Raw genomic sequence first — 15,626 nt, forward strand, 5'->3', positions numbered from 1 at the left:
TATCTCTATCTCTTTCTCTAACTCTATCTCTATCTCTGGTGGACGAATGTCGGACAAATGTCCGCCTTTTGTCCGAGACGGTAAAAGTGCCTTGTTTTCCAGCCTTGCAGCCCGTTTTCGCTCGGCTTCGGTAGAGGACTGTCCTATCATCAGCTCAATATCGGTCATATAAAAAGCCCCGCTGTCAAGCTGCTCCACAAGCCCCAACTGCCGGAAAATCTCTAAAGCCCTTTCAACCGTCCCTATCTGGTGGCGGGTCAGTGTCGCTATCATCTGCGCTGTGTAGGGGATATGCTCGTCAAGCTGCAACTTCCCGCCGTTTTTCAGCGATTTTAAGTACAGCTTCAAGAGGATATTGGAATATAAAATCCCGTCTTTCATATCTTCCAGCAGCACAATGGAGTCGCTGTCAAAAAAGTTCTCTTTCAGCTTGAGGTAGTAATACTTGCGGTTATCTGCCATTGTCCCTGTCCTCCTTTTTCCGGCGTTTGGAGTAGTAGCGGGGGCAGAGTATGATAACCGCCCGGAAGCTCTGCTTGCAGCTATGGGTACAGCCCCGGCAGAGGTCGTTGTATGTGATACGGTCGCAGGTGGTATTCCCGACTTTCACTTGCCGCAGGAAAAAAGACCATTCCAGCCGCCGTTTCTTGCTCATTCTTGGCATGGGTGCGCTCCTTTCTGCCGTTTCCGCTGGTGTGACGGTATCGGCGGTAATTCTGTATCATCTCGGTATCATTTTCGGGGTTTTTCTGCCCTGTAAGCCCGTTAAAAAATCCTTTGGTATTGCGGATAGGGTACGGGGCAGCCCCCTTGTTCTGTATGGGTTCGGGTACATTTGGGGGCGGTTTTTATCGCTCCTGTTCCTGCTTTTTCACAGGCTTGCGTTCCCTGCGTAAAATCTGGTCGATATTGCCCTTGACAGTCTGTAAGCGGCGGTATTCCTCCCGTTTTGCCCGGTAATCGTTGTAGCCGCTGTTTTTCTCTTGGATAAGGCTTTCAATCTCGGCTTGCAGGGCTTTATAGCCCGGCAGCTTGGAAATGCCGTTTTCTTTGAAATAGCGGGCGGCTGCGTCTGCTATGATAAAGTCGCTTTCGTGCTTCTGTCGGTAGGCTGCTTTTGCTTTGGCGTTTTTCTGCTGTTTCAGCCCGTCCCGGACAGGGCGGGTCTTGGAATAGGCAAGCACCTGCCGTTGCAGCTCCTTTTTCCCGTCCAGCGTCTTTTCCACCTGCTTCAGCTCTGTAAGGCTTTCCTGCATGGCGGCATAGGCAGCAGAGCAGGCTTCGTCCAGTTCCTCCGGGGAAGAAAAGCCGTACTGCTGGTAGGCGGTAACGGTAGCCGCCATTTGCTTTAGATTGTACTTTGCCGCCCAGCGGTCATAGCCCACGCCCTTGCCCTCGGCTCGCTTGGCTTCCCGGTCAACCATGCGCTGCAAGGTGTTGTCTGCCGGGGTGGTTTTTGTGGGTTTTTCCCCTTGTGACGGCTTTTTAACTGCGACAGGGTATTCGGGTATGGCTTTGGTCTGTTTGGCGGCTCTGTGGGCGTTCTGTGTAAGCAGGGCAAGGACAGCAGCCTTGTCAAAATCGTCCCCAAGCTTCCGGGCTGTGATAGGCTTTGTCCTGTCCGGCGTGAGGTAGGAAAGCCGCCCTCGGCTCTCCTTGACGGTCACGCCCTCCCGCAGCAAAAGGGAAGAAAACTCGTCAAAGCTGGTAGCTTGGGAAAGTGCCTGCCGTATCGTCCGGCGCAGCTTCGCCTTGTCCGTTTCAAACTTGGTGGGCTTGGTCGGCTGTCCGGCGGCTTCTCTGGTGGCGTTCTCTTTATCAAGGGCAAGCTGCCCTTTCTTTGCCGCCCAGTACTCTCGTTCTGTTATCCGTTCCTTGCTACCGTTCAAGAGGTCGATTTGGTAAAGCCCCTCCCGGTGGCACATCTCCATGACTTCACTCTTGAAATATTCCATAGCGGCATTGGTGCAGCGGTGCTTGCAGCCCGCCCTTGTGTCGGCTGGTCTGTCCATGTAGGGCAGAAGCGGGACTTCATAAATTCGCAGGGAGTTGATGACGATATGCACATGGATATTGCCGCTGTGGTTATGCCCGTCCGGGTGGGTGCATACAAGGGCTTGGTGTCCGGGGAAATGCTCTTTACAGAACTTCTCGCCCAGCTCCTGCGCCTGGTCTACGGTCAAGCCGTTGTCTGTCCCGTCCCGTGGGTCAAAGCTGATGATATAGTGGTGGCTTTTCACATCTTCCCGTTTTTGATTTTTCTCATAGCGGAGATTCGCCCGCATACAGGCAACAGCGAAATCCTCGCCCCCGCAGTTGAGGGAAGAAATGCGGTAATCCTCCCTCGGTATCAGCCGCCCGTTTCCATCAAGGGTGGGCTTCATGGTAAACTCGTCATGCTCAAATGTGAGGTAGGCTTCCGCTGCGCCATAGTCGGCATTTTTAGAGCTGATATGTTTGAATGTTGCCAACAGCGTCACCCACTTTCTGCAAGATTTCAAACTTTAGGGCAGCAAGGTCGGAAACCGCCGCCCGTACCTCCCCGGCAAGCTGCGGGTAGGGGCTGTGCCACTCGTTCAGCGTCCGGGCTATCTGGTTTAAGTTGCCGCCGATCCTGCCGTATTCGGCGGTCAGCTTCCCAACAGCGGCAAGCAGCTCATCATTGACGGGAGAAACGGTTATGATGGGGCGTATGGCTGCCCCGGTTATGGCTTGCCGGATAAACTCGGCTTGGCTCATGTTGTAGGCAGAAAGCCTTTCTGCAAACTCGGCGTATTCTTCCTCGGTCATGCGTGTTTTGACTACCCGGCTGCGGTGCGGTGTGTTGTATCGTTTCATGGTCGACAGACCTCCTTTCTGTGTATGGTGTCCTCTCACTAATAGGAGAAAAACAGGGTGTGAAGCGGAACTGTTTTTGAAAAATCCGAAAAAATATTTTGAGGGATTTTTAAGCGGCGTAAGCCGCATGGCAGGGTTTGGGGAAGGCACTCCCCAACAAGATTCCCGCAGGGGCAAAATGAGCGATAAGCGAATTTTGGTACTGCGGTAGAATCTTGCTCTAAGAAACTGCCGGACTGCCGTTCACTTCCTACTGCCACTTTTTCAGAAAATCTATAACCAGCTTTTTCATAAAAGGCTGCGGGCTGGCGTTCTTCCTCTTACTCCCTACAACACCGCAAAAAGCAAAAATGACGGACTTTCCGGCAAGAACTTTTCCGGCGGCTCGGTCTTTCCCGACAATAAGGCGTTTCGGAAGCTGCGTTTTGCCCGCTGTCTAAAAAAAACGGCAGCCTTTTTTGGTTTCACTATCTAATACGGAACTTTTGGAAATTTGCCAAAAATGAGCGCAAAAAAAGCAGCAAATCTTTTTCGGATTTACTGCTTCATGTGCCGCTGCGGGGCGGCGGGATATTCAGTTTCTATGTTATCGGTCAAGCCGGAACTTGAACAGGCTTTCAATCAGCTTTGTTCTGATGTAGTCCTCCATATCAGAGTTGTAATAGCCGTTCATCTTAGAGAAGTAGCGGATATATCCAGCGTATCGGTCAAGGACGGCTTGTATCGCTATGGGGTCGCCCTCATGTGCCTTTATGATAGTGTCATAGGGGAGAAGTCGGTTACTCATGGGACAGCACCTCCATTTCCTCTTTCAGCCGCTTCAAGGCAAGCCGTATATGCCGCCCGATTGTGCTGCGTGTCCAGCCGCTTTGTTCTCCGATTTCTTTCTGCGTCAAGTGCTGAAAGTAGTACAAAAAGATTTCTTCCTGCGTCTGTTCCGGCAATCGGGCAAGAGCAGCCGCAAGAGAATGCTCATGTACGGTAAGGAAGCAAGCAACCGAAAACAAGAGATAGACCGCCAGCACTACACTATTCCGAACCAAAGACCAAAAGATAAGCATTGTGGGAAAATCTAAACTTTTGGATTTTCCTACAATGCCAACTACGGCGGAATCCCTCCCACTCCTTATATCTTTCTGTATACATTGAATTTGTATTTAGTAAAATGCAGACAACACCACGGATCGGCTTTTGGTTGGACAATTCCAACCAAACACCACAGCAGACAGCAGAAAACATTCTGAACGCTAGGAAGCCGGTATGATTGTTACATATAAGGGGAAGAAAAATTTCTTTTAGGTACTTGCTTTCCTAAAACTGATGTGATACAATGATTAAAACTGATGTGATACAATGATTTAATCCAGAAAAGGAGTAAAAAATATGCGGCAAGGTATTCTTAAATAAAACTATAATCAAATAGTGGGAACAAAGGATTATGATAGCTCCTTTTGTAGGGGCTTAGTTTTTTGTACCCAATTTAAGAATACTTTTGCCTTATCAATTTTGACATATCCCCAAAAACAGCAATCACAAACAGGTGTATGCTGTATATGTGTATGTCCGCAACTTATAATCCCCAGTGGTAAAAGTATTTTACTGCTGGGGATTTTTATGCCCTTTGGGGCTGTAAAGGGAGGACAATCACATGAAAATAATCAATATTGGAATTCTTGCCCATGTAGACGCTGGAAAGACGACCTTGACGGAGAGCCTGCTATATGCCAGCGGAGCCATTTCAGAACCGGGGAGCGTCGAAAAAGGGACAACGAGGACGGACACCATGTTTTTGGAGCGGCAGCGTGGGATTACCATTCAAGCGGCAGTCACTTCCTTCCAGTGGCACAGATGTAAAGTTAACATTGTGGATACGCCCGGCCACATGGATTTTTTGGCGGAGGTGTACCGCTCTTTGGCTGTTTTAGATGGGGCCATCTTGGTGATCTCCGCTAAAGATGGCGTGCAGGCCCAGACCCGTATTCTGTTCCATGCCCTGCGGAAAATGAACATTCCCACCGTTATCTTTATCAACAAGATCGACCAGGCTGGCGTTGATTTGCAGAGCGTGGTTCAGTCTGTTCGGGATAAGCTCTCCGCCGATATTATCATCAAGCAGACGGTGTCGCTGTCCCCGGAAATAGTCCTGGAGGAAAATACCGACATAGAAGCATGGGATGCGGTCATCGAAAATAACGATGAATTATTGGAAAAGTATATCGCAGGAGAACCAATCAGCCGGGAAAAACTTGCGCGGGAGGAACAGCAGCGGGTTCAAGACGCCTCCCTGTTCCCAGTCTATCATGGCAGCGCCAAAAATGGCCTTGGCATTCAACCGTTGATGGATGCGGTGACAGGGCTGTTCCAACCGATTGGGGAACAGGGGGGCGCCGCCCTATGCGGCAGCGTTTTCAAGGTTGAGTACACCGATTGCGGCCAGCGGCGTGTCTATCTACGGTTATACAGCGGAACGCTGCGCCTGCGGGATACGGTGGCCCTGGCCGGGAGAGAAAAGCTGAAAATCACAGAGATGCGTATTCCATCCAAAGGGGAAATTGTTCGGACAGACACCGCTTATCAGGGTGAAATTGTTATCCTTCCCAGCGACAGCGTGAGGTTAAACGATGTATTAGGGGACCAAACCCGGCTCCCTCGTAAAAGGTGGCGCGAGGACCCCCTCCCCATGCTGCGGACGACGATTGCGCCGAAAACGGCAGCGCAAAGAGAACGGCTGCTGGACGCTCTTACGCAACTTGCGGATACTGACCCGCTTTTGCGTTGCGAAGTGGATTCCATCACCCATGAGATCATTCTTTCTTTTTTGGGCCGGGTGCAGTTGGAGGTTGTTTCCGCTTTGCTGTCGGAAAAATACAAGCTTGAAACAGTGGTAAAGGAACCCTCCGTCATTTATATGGAGCGGCCGCTCAAAGCAGCCAGCCACACCATCCATATCGAGGTGCCGCCCAACCCGTTTTGGGCATCCATAGGACTGTCTGTTACACCACTCTCGCTTGGCTCCGGTGTACAATACGAGAGCCGGGTTTCGCTGGGATACTTGAACCAGAGTTTTCAAAACGCTGTCAGGGATGGTATCCGTTACGGGCTGGAGCAGGGCTTGTTCGGCTGGAACGTAACGGACTGTAAGATTTGCTTTGAATACGGGCTTTATTACAGTCCGGTCAGCACGCCGGCGGACTTCCGCTCATTGGCCCCGATTGTATTGGAACAGGCATTGAAGGAATCGGGGACGCAGCTGCTGGAACCTTATCTCTCCTTCATCCTCTATGCGCCCCAGGAATACCTTTCCAGGGCTTATCATGATGCACCGAAATACTGTGCCACCATCGAAACGGCCCAGGTAAAAAAGGATGAAGTTGTCTTTACTGGCGAGATTCCCGCCCGCTGTATACAGGCATACCGTACTGATCTGGCCTTTTACACCAACGGGCGGAGCGTATGCCTTACAGAGCTGAAAGGATATCAGGCCGCTGTCGGTCAGCCGGTCATCCAGCCCCGCCGTCCAAACAGCCGCCTGGACAAGGTGCGCCATATGTTTCAGAAGGTAATGTAAAGATACATAATCGTCAAGACGGCAACAATCAGAAGTTATGGAGGGTAACAATGGAATATAGTAAGGAAGATTTAATGGAAGCAAAAAAGCAAATTTGGGGAGTGGGAGAGAACATGGGAACAGAGGAAAGTAAAAAAATCTGGGAGGAGAACGCACAATTTTGGGATAATGCAATGGGTGACGAATCTAATGAATTTCACAGAGAGGTAGTGCGTCCCAAAGTAACGGAACTTCTATCTCCTAATCCTGCGGATTACATTTTGGATATTGCGTGTGGCAATGGAAATTATTCTTCGTATCTTGCACAAAGAGGCGCTTCGGTTGTCGCTTTTGATTACAGCAAAAAAATGATAGAATTGGCTAAAAGACGGCAATCACAATATGCAAAACAAATTGAATTTTGTGTGGCGGATGCGACCGATAGAAAAAGTATATTAGAATTAAAAAGAAATCGAGCCTTTACGAAAGCAGTTTCTAATATGGCAATTATGGATATTACGGATATTGAACCACTTCTTATGGCTGTTTATGAACTGTTGCAGGAAAGCGGAATTTTTGTCTTTGCAACGCAACACCCTTGTTTTGTCACGTTGACTGAAAAATATATGACACCGCACAGTTACTATGATATAGCGATTGAAGGGCAACCGAAAGAGCAGATTTATTATCATCGTTCCATACAAGATATTTTTAACCTTTGTTTTAGAGCTGGATTTGTCATTGATGGATTTTATGAAGAATGTTTTAAAACCAACAAAGAAATTCCTATGGTAATGATAGTAAGGCTTAAGAAGGTAAAACGTGATAGCTTAAAATAAATTCAAGTTGAGTTCCGCATGAAGCTTCAATACGATGGCGGATTGCAGGTCCTTGAAATAATAGTAGTCACGCACGAGATTGCGCAGGTCAATGATTGCGTCATCCGGGACAATGGAAGCCTTAAGGGAGGCATCCAGGCCGACTTTAGCAGCTTTTTTTGAATCAAATTTATCATTATGCAGTTTCCTGACGTTCATATTTGTGCTATTCTTAGTAATGATAGGATTAATGACGGCGCAGTCAAAACCCTTATCACGAAGGAAGCACAGGAGTGGGATGTGGTAGATCCCGGTGGATTCAAGGAAGCAGCGGCTTTCAAGAGAATACATCTCCTGGGCTTCCTTTATTTTTGAGATGGCAAGCTCACGGGACTGCGGATCAGAATGAATGATCTTAAAAGGCTTACCGATGAGGATGCCATTGGGGAGCATGATAGACATCCAGGTGAAGTCTGCGCCGACATCAAACCCGACAGAGAGATAGGGGATGCTTTCAGGCATCTTGAGTACTTTTTGATAGTGCATAGTAATATCCTTTCCGGCAGGCATCCAATTCCAAAGGGTGGATACACAACCTAGCGGCTTATACAGGTATAGCCTGAGGCTTCCCAACCAGCCAAAACATAAATCACCACCGAAAGGATTGACAGACTTTCTAAGAGGTATCGCCAGCCAGAAGGCCGGCTCCCAAGGAGGAAACGTCAATGATCCTGCCTTCAGTGATTATACCTCTATATTTTGTCTGGTGCATTAAGGAAACCTCAGACACGGTAAATATGTCCTATAACTTCTGATGGAGGGGGAACTCCTCCTTCCGTTATATCTATATAGATTTATTAGATTGGACTTTGTAACTATTAACCAGTAGTCGTTCTTGACTACACCATTATTATACTAGGAGGATGTAACTTCATGTTTGCTAAAAATTCAAAGGCATATTCTGTCTACCTGCTGTTCCGATTTGTCTGTTCCCTGGCGGTTTCTATGTCCACAGTGCTTTCCATCGTGTACCACCTGGAGGTGGTGCAGCTGGATGCTTTCCAGCTTGTCCTGGTAGGGACGGTTCTGGAGACCTCCTGCTTTCTGTTCGAGATACCCACCGGTGTGGTGGCGGATTTGTATAGCCGTCGGCGCTCGGTGCTGATTGGAATGTTCCTCTACGGCCTGGGCTTTCTGATGGAGGGTGCGCTACCGTGGTTCGCGCCGGTTCTGCTGGCCCAGGTTGTCTGGGGTTGCGGTGATACCTTCATCACCGGCGCTCTGGAGGCGTGGATTGCCTCGGAGGAAGAGGACAAACCCATAGACAAGGTGTTCCTGCGGGGCAGTCAAATGGGGCAAATCGGCGGCGTTCTGGGCGTGGTGCTGGGCACACTGCTGGGAAACATAAACCTGCAAATGCCTGTCATCTTGGGGGGCAGTTTGTGCTTGTTGTTGGGGCTGGTGATGGTTCGCATCATGCCAGAAACCAACTTCTCCCCTGCTATTGAGGAACGGCAGGGCTTGCTTAAAGACTTTGTCTGCCTGTTCAAGCTCAACCTGGGCTTTGTGAAAGGCGCACCTGTGTTGCTGGCGCTCTTAGCAATCACACTATGCGGGGGACTTGCCAGTGAAGGCTTTGACCGGCTCTCCACCGCTCATTTTCTGGATGACACGGTAATACCCGTTATCGGGCCGCTGAACAGCGTCACTTGGTTCGGTGTTATCAGTCTTATCGGCAACGGCTTAGGTATTCTGGCTTCTCAGTTGCTCATCGCCCGCATGGAGAAAAAAGGGACTGTCAGCCGAACCAGTGTGGTCATGTCCACCAGCGCCGGGTATATCCTGTGCCTGGTTCTCTTCGCGGTGGGGCGGAGCTTTTGGTTCATGTTGTTGGTGTTCCTGCTGGCGGGGCTTATGCGCACCATCAAGGAGCCTGTGCTGGCCGCCTGGATGAACGACCATGTGGATGAGAAAATGCGCGCCACAGTCTTTTCCACCAGCGGACAGCTGGACTCTTTCGGGCAGATCATCGGCGGGCCTATTGTGGGGCTGGTAGCCCAGCAGGTGTCCATATCCTGATACCGGTATCCACATAAAGCGGATTTACGCCAATCGTCAGCCAGACATAGCCCACCTTATCCGACCAGAGCAGTTCAAAATCAGGGCTTTGCCGCAGATGTTCCGCAAAGGCCTCCTTTACTCGCTCAATTTCATGTTTCTCTTTTTCTGTGTAAAGCATTTTCGTGTCCTCCTTGACAAAAATTTTGGTGTGTACCATCATCAGTTTAGCACAAGGCGGCTTCGTTTATCAGTCTGTCACATCTGCTGAATTTCATTTTTGAGCATACGCTTGATTTTATCGCTCATGGTTTCTGTGCTGGTATTGCTGAAATGGACATGAACCTTGTAGGTCGTCTTGCCGATTTTCTTTACCATCGCTGGCGTGTTTTCCGGCGCTCTGGACGCAGTAGCGGCGTCTGCCACCTGCATAGTACGGGGTTCTTTGTTCATGGCGCTCCTTTCTCCGAACGGGTCTGTGCCGCCCGGTAAAAAATCAATCGTGCTTACTGTTTACAATGTCTTTTGCTGCCTGTCGGGTAGCACCGGCATTTTCTTCCCGGAAATTCTTCCCGTCAAAGAGAATCGGCGCACACCGTTCCAGAATACGGTCATAGATACGGGCGTGAGCCAGATCAGGCGGGTTTTTCAACTCGGACAGTTTCAAGTTTGTTGTGATAATCATGGGTCTGCGGCTGCGATAGCGGCTGTCGATGACAAAAAACATCTGCTCCATAGCATATTCGGTACTGCGCTCTACACCCAGATCGTCAATGATAAGCAAGTCATACTCATCAAAGCTGGCAATAAACTCCGACCTGTCCTCAGAGAACATCCCGGTCAGGCGGTTCAGGATGGTAGGAAAGTTCGTCATCAGCACCGGCACATCCCGGTCAAGCAGGGCGTTGGCGATACAACCGGCGAAAAAGGACTTGCCGGTTCCCACATCCCCAAACAACAGCAGGCCGGTGTTGTTCCTGTATGCCTCCTTCCAGTTCTCCACATAGGCGCGGGCCTTGTCCATCAGGGGATTTTGGCCGTTGTCATTGGAAAATGTGTAGTCGTACAGATAACGGTCTTGCAAACCCTGTGCCTTTCGGCGTTTGATACGCTCCATGCGGCGCTGCCGTTCTTCAGCAGCCTTGCGCTGCTCCTCAGCCTCCCGCTGGCACTGGCAGATGCAGCGCGGCATAAAGTAGCCGGATTTCCCGAAGCATGGCACAACGGTCTGCCTCTGGCCGCCGCATTTCTTACAGTGGATGAGACCGTCTGACAGGTCTATATACTCGTCCTCAGCCAGTTCCACACCGGCGGCTGCCTTGTCAATCAGCGCCCGGATTTCTGCGGTAATCTCAATCATACGGTTTCATCCTCCTTTACGCTGTAATCCCGGTTGCGAGAGGGCGGGGCTGCTTTCTTCGCGTCCTCACCGGCCCAGCGCCGGATGGTGGCGACATGGCTCTGATAACGCTTGCCGGTAGAAGCCATGTACTCGGACAGCTTTTCGATGTACTGGCCCCATACAGTGGGAAAGCTGGCCTGTAAGTCTGCCAGTTCCCCGTCCGTCAGGAAAACATTCTGGTAATGGCCATAAGTGTGGGAAGGGTGCCCCGTTTCAGGGCGTACCTTCTCTATCTCTCTCTTTATCTCTATCTCTTTCTCTAACTCTATCTCTATCTCTGGTGGACGAATGTCGGACAAATGTCCGCCACTTATCCGGAGCGCAGAAAGAGCCTTGTTTTGGAGCCTCGCAGCCCGCTTTCGCTCAGCCTCGGTAGAGGACTGGCCGATTAAAAGTTCGATGTTGCTCATGTAGAATGTGCCGCTGTCCAGCACTTCCACAAGACCCAGCTTCAAAAAGATCTGCAAGGCTCTCTCAACAGTGCCGATCTGCTGGCGGGTAATGGTGGCGATCATCTGCGCCGTGTAAGGGATGTCCTCGTCAAGCTGGAGCCGCCCGCCATGTTTCAGCGATTTCAGATACAGCTTGAGCAGAATGTTGGAATACAGCACACCGTCCTGCATACTTTCCAGCAGCACGATGGAATCATCATCAAAATAGTTTTCTTTGAGTTTCAGGTAATAATATTTTCGATTGTCTGACATAGGGTTCCTCCTTGGGGTTCTCTTGGGATTCTGTACGCATTTTAAGGCTATTTTAGGGGGCAGAGGATAAATCTATCAGACTGCCTTTGACACCCCCGAAGAAAGCCTTGATTTACAAGGGTTTTTCAGCCCCTAAAGCGTGACATTTCTCCCGTTGTTTCCGCTTGCGCTTTGCGGCGTTGATCCGCTTCATGCGTGCGGCACATTCCGGGCAGTATTTGGCCCGGTTGGAACCGGGGGTAAACAGCGCCCTACATACGGAGCATTTCTTAGCATTCAGCCGGTGGAACAGCGCCGTTTCCAGTTCCTTATCCTGCGGTAATACCGCCGCCCGAAACCACCTGCACAACAGGGAGTAGGAAATAGACTGGACACAAACACATTCCTCCCCATCGTCCAGAGCGATACAGTTTCCGTCGATGTAGTTGCAGCACTCATGCACCAGCCTCCGCGCTCTGCGGTACTGGCGGTAATCCATGACGGGGATAGGTTCAGTCTTGTTGTTCTTCATAAATGATTTCTTTCATAGTGCAGCTAACCTCCTTGAATGAATTTATTGTTAAATATTCGTGCAAAGTATTGTTTTCTTCGTGCAAATGGCATATACTATAATTGCCAGCAGAAAGGGGTTGATCGTATGGCTGGAAATACCACAAACATCAGTATCCGCATGGACGCAGATTTGAAAGCGCAGGCGGACGCACTGTTTACGGAACTTGGCATGAACCTGACTACGGCGTTTAACATCTTTGTGCGCCAGTCGCTTCGTGAAGGCGGTATTCCCTTTGAGGTAAGGCTGGAACAGCCGAACAAAGAAACGGTTGCTGCCATGCTGGAAGCGGAAAGGATTGCAAAAGACCCGTCTGTAAAGGGCTATAATGACCTTGACGAGTTGTTTGCTGACCTGAAAAGATGAAAGAAACCAAATATACCGTCAAGTACACGACCAGTTTCAAAAAAGACTACAAACGAGCCATCAAGCGTGGCTTGAAGATCGAGCTGCTGGAGCAGGTCGTAGCATTGCTGGCAATGGGCGAACCGCTGCCGGATAAGAACCGCGACCATGACCTGTCCGGCGATTGGGCAGGTCATCGGGAATGTCATATTCTCCCGGACTGGCTGCTTATCTATCGCATAGAGGATGATGTTCTGGTGCTGACGCTGGCCCGCACCGGCACACACAGCGACTTGTTCGGCAAATAAACAGTCTGCCGCCGTATGGGGAAACCTGTACGGCGGTTTTTCTGTATGCAAAGGTATGTCGTGAAACGCGACACACTTGACAGGGGTACGCCAAAACGCGGTAGCCTTTACCGCTCCAGCCCACGGTCGTGAGACTTGTCCCTTTCCTGTCGGGACAGCTGCTCGGCGGTTTTGCGGAGCCGTTCCACTGATTTCAAATCCTCCCTCATGGATTTCATGGCAAGCGTATCCGTCTGCTTTCCGGCAGTCAGCTGGTCGATCTCCCGCTGCCATGCCTTCGGGGTTATCCCCTCGCCGCTGTCTTTCAGTTCTTTCAGATACCGGGCTGCTGCATCATACAGGGTCAGTTCCCGGCTGTGGCGCTGCTCGAACAGTTCCCGCTTCTCCGGCTTTACCCTGGCAAGCTGCTTGTGGACAGTCTTATACTCGTTGTACTGCGCCCACATCTCCCCGCGCTCGGTGAGGACAGCGATCCGGCGCTCAGCCTTGACGATCTCTCGCCGCAGGTCATAGTAACGGGTGTTCATATCTGCGATTTTTTCATGGAGCTGCTGCATGCATTGGATGCCGTTTGCCTGCAAAAAGCTGAACAGGGCGGCGCTCTCCTGTAAAGCCCGGATTTTGCCGGTGCGGGTGTCGGGCCGCTTGAGCTGCTGCTGGGCCTCCCACAAGTCAATCATGCTGGGCTGCTGGCCCTCCGGCTTCTCGGCCTCGGCCTTCGACCAGTTGTAGAGGCGGGTAATGCGGGCCTTGATTTCTTTCAGCAGCTTGTTGTCGGCGGCGATCTGCCGGTTGACTTCCCCCTTGTCGGTGCGGATGCCGCGCTTCTCCATCTGGCTGGCCGCTGGCCCCAGGTGGACAGAGGGGATTTTATCAATGCCCTGTCGCTTGTAGCTGCGGTGGTCTACCAAGGCAGGCTGACCGGCCGCCTCCAATGCCCGGTTGATATAAGCCGCCCATGCTGCTCGCCAAATCTCCACATTCCCTTTGTCGTTCCAGTCAGTGGTGTCCTCCCGGTGGTTCTTCCAGCCGCCTCTCTCGTCCGGGATGCGCTGGCCGTTTTCGTCCAGGTCGTATGCCTTGCGGCACTTCGCGCCCCATGCGCCGTTTTCTTTTAAGGGCCGGACGGTCAGCATGATATGGACATGGGGGTTGCCGGTTCCCTTGTCATGGATGGAAAAATCAGCGCACATCCCCTTGTCCACAAAGTTGTCCTTCACATAGGCACGCACAAGGGCAAGCTGCTGTTCCCTGGACAGTTCGCGGGGCAAAGCCGCCTCGATCTCGCGGGCAAGCTGGCTGTCCCTGGCTTTCTCGATCTGCTCCACACTGTTCCAAAGGGTGGAGCGGTCTGCAAATTCCGGCGGGGCGTGGGCGGGCAGCATGATCTCCACATGGACAACGCCGCCCTTGCGGGTGTAATCGTGGGTAAGGCCGTCCCATTCATTCGTCAGCTTTGTTCCGCTGCGGTAGGCGGCTGCGGCAACAGCGGAACGGCCCTCGCTGCGCTTGATGATACTGACGGGGATATGACAGAAATCTATGGGGAACACCTCCTTTCAGTGAGTGGATAACAGGCTCTGTGGAGCCGGACAAACGCAAAGCGGGTGTTTGGCTGCGCAGAGCGCACAAGGGGTTTGGGGAGCGTAGCTTCCCATCGCGGACGAAGTACGCAACGCCCCCGGCAGGGCGCACAGCACCGGCGACGGTGTATAAGTGCGCCCTTGTAAACAAGGGACTTATGGCGTGCCCTTGTAAACAAGGGACTTATGGCGTGTCCCCGGATTTTGGCAGGTTTGCAGTCAATTCCGCAGCCCCCGGAAGATGGGACAGGGCAATCAGAAATGTTTTGACCTCCGCGCCGGAAAGGTCGGGAGCCAGCGGGAAAATCCCCTCCAAAACGGCTCCGCGCTCAATCAGGCGGCGGGTACGACCCCTGCGTTCTTCATTCCGCTGCTTGTTCTCTAAAATCTTCTTGCGGTTTTCAAGCTGCCGGATCTCCTTCAGGACTTTCTCCCGTTCTTCTTTTTGGGGGTGGGCTGTAATTTTTTCGTTCATGTCAGGCACCTCTTTTCTTTGGAAATACTCATAGATTGACCGTCCATTTCTGACGCGCAAAGTACCGGCGCAGCCTCCGCAGTGCAGCGTGGATGGATTTTCCCGCCTGTGATGGTGTGATACCCTCCATTGCGGCAATATCTTTCACTTTCATACCCAGCATATAGCGGGCGTGGACACGGCGAGCCTGCATAGGCGGCAGGGAAGAAATGGCTTCGTACAATCGCCGTATCAGTTCTTCGTATTCGGCTAATTCTTCTTTTTCTATCAGGTAGTCCTCCGGCGATGGCTGCGCCCAGCCGATGGCGGCATTTTCGATTCCATCGTTACAATCAAGGGAATAAAACGCCTTATACCGGAACATCTTGCGATCTCTGGCGGCCTCGGCCCTCTTATCCAGAAGAAATGCTTCGACGATCTCATCGGACACCTCCACAAAAATGTCCTCTTTGCAAAATGGATAATATTGTTTGAGATTGATGGTCTGCATAGGCACGCCCTCACTCTGTTTGAAAAAGGTCATCATAGCAGCGGCGCATATTCCGCAGCCCCCGGTGGATGGCAACGCTGACCTTACTGCTATGGATACCCTCTCTCCGGGCGATTTCCGGCTGCTTGATACCGGCAATGTAGTAGGCGTGAACACGGCGGGCCTGTGTCGGAGTGGCATGAGCCAGAGCCGCAGGCAGAGCTGCAATCAGGTGCAGGCGGGTGGTCATTTCTTCTCGTTCCAGCAAAATATCTTCCGGCGATCTGCTGTGTTCCAGTGCGTAATTTTCCAGCCAGCTGTATGCGTCCAGAGAGTAGTAGGCGCGGTGGTAGACTTTCCGACGCTCATAGTTCTCCATCTCCCGCTGGGCCTGATACATCGCTGCCCATACCTTGTCCGTAACATCCACAAACTCGTCATGCCGGTAGTGGGGATACATCCACCGCAGATTGATTGTTTTCATAGGCTTACCTCCTGAAAATTGGAGAGGCGGGCAGCTCGTCCGCTG

At 51.4% G+C, this 15,626-nt stretch carries 19 protein-coding genes and 2 pseudogenes; 5 read left to right on the plus strand and 16 right to left on the minus strand.

What is annotated here, in order from left to right:
* The 6 genes from LIR34_RS06580 to LIR34_RS06605 all read right to left on the minus strand — a co-directional run.
* Positions 1-462: phage replisome organizer N-terminal domain-containing protein (locus LIR34_RS06580; RefSeq protein ID WP_265107711.1), on the minus strand; the 462-nt coding region annotated here is incomplete at its 3' end.
* Positions 452-664, minus strand: coding sequence for a hypothetical protein (locus tag LIR34_RS06585; protein WP_005927784.1), 213 nt, complete (start codon positions 662-664; stop codon positions 452-454). The genes LIR34_RS06580 and LIR34_RS06585, both read right to left, overlap by 11 nt.
* A gap of 184 nt (positions 665-848) precedes the next feature.
* Positions 849-2,471, minus strand: a complete 1,623-nt coding sequence (locus LIR34_RS06590) for a relaxase/mobilization nuclease domain-containing protein (RefSeq protein WP_117566072.1) — start codon at positions 2,469-2,471, stop codon at positions 849-851.
* Positions 2,443-2,838 (minus strand): plasmid mobilization protein, encoded by a 396-nt coding sequence (locus tag LIR34_RS06595; protein WP_109056364.1) that lies wholly within the window; start codon positions 2,836-2,838, stop codon positions 2,443-2,445. Before LIR34_RS06595 ends, LIR34_RS06590 begins: the two co-directional genes overlap by 29 nt.
* Before the next feature lie 586 nt (positions 2,839-3,424).
* Positions 3,425-3,625 carry a helix-turn-helix domain-containing protein gene (locus tag LIR34_RS06600; RefSeq protein WP_006858003.1) on the minus strand — a complete coding sequence of 67 codons (201 nt, stop codon included), beginning with the start codon at positions 3,623-3,625 and terminating at the stop codon, positions 3,425-3,427.
* The gene (locus LIR34_RS06605; protein ID WP_330603718.1) at positions 3,618-3,881 is read right to left on the minus strand and encodes a sigma-70 family RNA polymerase sigma factor; all 264 of its coding nucleotides are present in this window, start codon (positions 3,879-3,881) and stop codon (positions 3,618-3,620) included. The genes LIR34_RS06600 and LIR34_RS06605 overlap by 8 nt, the downstream gene beginning before the upstream one ends.
* A 605-nt stretch (positions 3,882-4,486) precedes the next feature.
* Between LIR34_RS06605 and tet(W) the strand changes: the two genes are divergently transcribed.
* Together tet(W) and LIR34_RS06615 are read left to right on the plus strand one after the other, a co-directional pair.
* A complete protein-coding gene (tet(W), locus tag LIR34_RS06610; RefSeq protein ID WP_002586627.1) occupies positions 4,487-6,406 on the plus strand; it encodes a tetracycline resistance ribosomal protection protein Tet(W) in 1,920 nt (639 codons plus the stop codon).
* 50 nt (positions 6,407-6,456) lie between these two features.
* Positions 6,457-7,224 (plus strand): class I SAM-dependent methyltransferase, encoded by a 768-nt coding sequence (locus tag LIR34_RS06615; protein ID WP_002586626.1) that lies wholly within the window; start codon positions 6,457-6,459, stop codon positions 7,222-7,224.
* Here LIR34_RS06615 and LIR34_RS06620 read toward each other — a convergent pair.
* A pseudogene (locus tag LIR34_RS06620) lies at positions 7,225-7,749 on the minus strand (IS110 family transposase); the annotation flags it as partial.
* Positions 7,750-8,136: 387 nt separating this feature from the next.
* Between LIR34_RS06620 and tet(40) the strand changes: the two are divergent.
* Positions 8,137-9,276, plus strand: a pseudogene (gene tet(40) / locus LIR34_RS06625) (tetracycline efflux MFS transporter Tet(40)); the annotation flags it as partial.
* Here tet(40) and LIR34_RS06630 read toward each other — a convergent pair.
* The 5 genes from LIR34_RS06630 to LIR34_RS06650 all read right to left on the minus strand — a co-directional run bounded on the left by LIR34_RS06630 (position 9,242) and on the right by LIR34_RS06650 (position 11,878).
* Positions 9,242-9,442: a hypothetical protein gene (locus LIR34_RS06630; protein WP_173902986.1), complete on the minus strand. Its 201-nt coding sequence runs from the start codon at positions 9,440-9,442 to the stop codon at positions 9,242-9,244. The pseudogene tet(40) and the gene LIR34_RS06630 sit on opposite strands and share 35 nt — an antisense overlap.
* 77 nt (positions 9,443-9,519) lie before the next feature.
* The gene (locus LIR34_RS06635) at positions 9,520-9,693 is read right to left on the minus strand and encodes a transposon-encoded TnpW family protein (RefSeq protein WP_005924807.1); all 174 of its coding nucleotides are present in this window, start codon (positions 9,691-9,693) and stop codon (positions 9,520-9,522) included.
* Positions 9,694-9,757: 64 nt separating this feature from the next.
* Complete coding sequence (locus LIR34_RS06640) at positions 9,758-10,621, minus strand: ATP-binding protein (RefSeq protein WP_173902987.1); 864 nt, start codon at positions 10,619-10,621, stop codon at positions 9,758-9,760.
* A complete protein-coding gene (locus tag LIR34_RS06645) occupies positions 10,618-11,367 on the minus strand; it encodes a phage replisome organizer N-terminal domain-containing protein (RefSeq protein ID WP_265107712.1) in 750 nt (249 codons plus the stop codon). The genes LIR34_RS06640 and LIR34_RS06645 overlap by 4 nt, the downstream gene beginning before the upstream one ends.
* A 112-nt stretch (positions 11,368-11,479) precedes the next feature.
* Entirely contained in the window at positions 11,480-11,878 is a 399-nt protein-coding gene (locus LIR34_RS06650; RefSeq protein ID WP_173902540.1) for a cysteine-rich VLP domain-containing protein, read from the minus strand.
* 126 nt (positions 11,879-12,004) lie between these two features.
* Here LIR34_RS06650 and LIR34_RS06655 point away from each other — a divergent pair, with 126 nt between their 5' ends.
* Both LIR34_RS06655 and LIR34_RS06660 read left to right on the plus strand, forming a co-directional pair.
* Positions 12,005-12,283 carry a type II toxin-antitoxin system RelB/DinJ family antitoxin gene (locus LIR34_RS06655; RefSeq protein ID WP_005924829.1) on the plus strand — a complete coding sequence of 93 codons (279 nt, stop codon included), beginning with the start codon at positions 12,005-12,007 and terminating at the stop codon, positions 12,281-12,283.
* Complete coding sequence (locus tag LIR34_RS06660; protein ID WP_118012927.1) at positions 12,280-12,570, plus strand: type II toxin-antitoxin system YafQ family toxin; 291 nt, start codon at positions 12,280-12,282, stop codon at positions 12,568-12,570. Before LIR34_RS06655 ends, LIR34_RS06660 begins: the two co-directional genes overlap by 4 nt.
* A gap of 107 nt (positions 12,571-12,677) precedes the next feature.
* Here LIR34_RS06660 and mobQ read toward each other — a convergent pair whose 3' ends face one another.
* The 4 genes from mobQ to LIR34_RS06680 form a co-directional block, all read right to left on the minus strand.
* On the minus strand, positions 12,678-14,123 hold the full coding sequence (gene mobQ, locus LIR34_RS06665) for a MobQ family relaxase (RefSeq protein ID WP_173902539.1): 1,446 nt from the start codon (positions 14,121-14,123) through the stop codon (positions 12,678-12,680).
* A 214-nt stretch (positions 14,124-14,337) separates the two neighbouring features.
* Positions 14,338-14,628, minus strand: coding sequence for a DUF3847 domain-containing protein (locus LIR34_RS06670; RefSeq protein ID WP_014081144.1), 291 nt, complete (start codon positions 14,626-14,628; stop codon positions 14,338-14,340).
* A 28-nt stretch (positions 14,629-14,656) separates the two neighbouring features.
* The gene (locus LIR34_RS06675; RefSeq protein WP_009296689.1) at positions 14,657-15,118 is read right to left on the minus strand and encodes an RNA polymerase sigma factor; all 462 of its coding nucleotides are present in this window, start codon (positions 15,116-15,118) and stop codon (positions 14,657-14,659) included.
* A gap of 10 nt (positions 15,119-15,128) precedes the next feature.
* Entirely contained in the window at positions 15,129-15,581 is a 453-nt protein-coding gene (locus LIR34_RS06680) for a hypothetical protein (protein WP_014081145.1), read from the minus strand.
* Between the last annotated feature and the right edge of the window lie 45 nt (positions 15,582-15,626).

This window comes from Blautia sp. MSK17_66 (genome assembly GCF_020538025.1).
Lineage (GTDB): Bacteria > Bacillota > Clostridia > Lachnospirales > Lachnospiraceae > Blautia_A.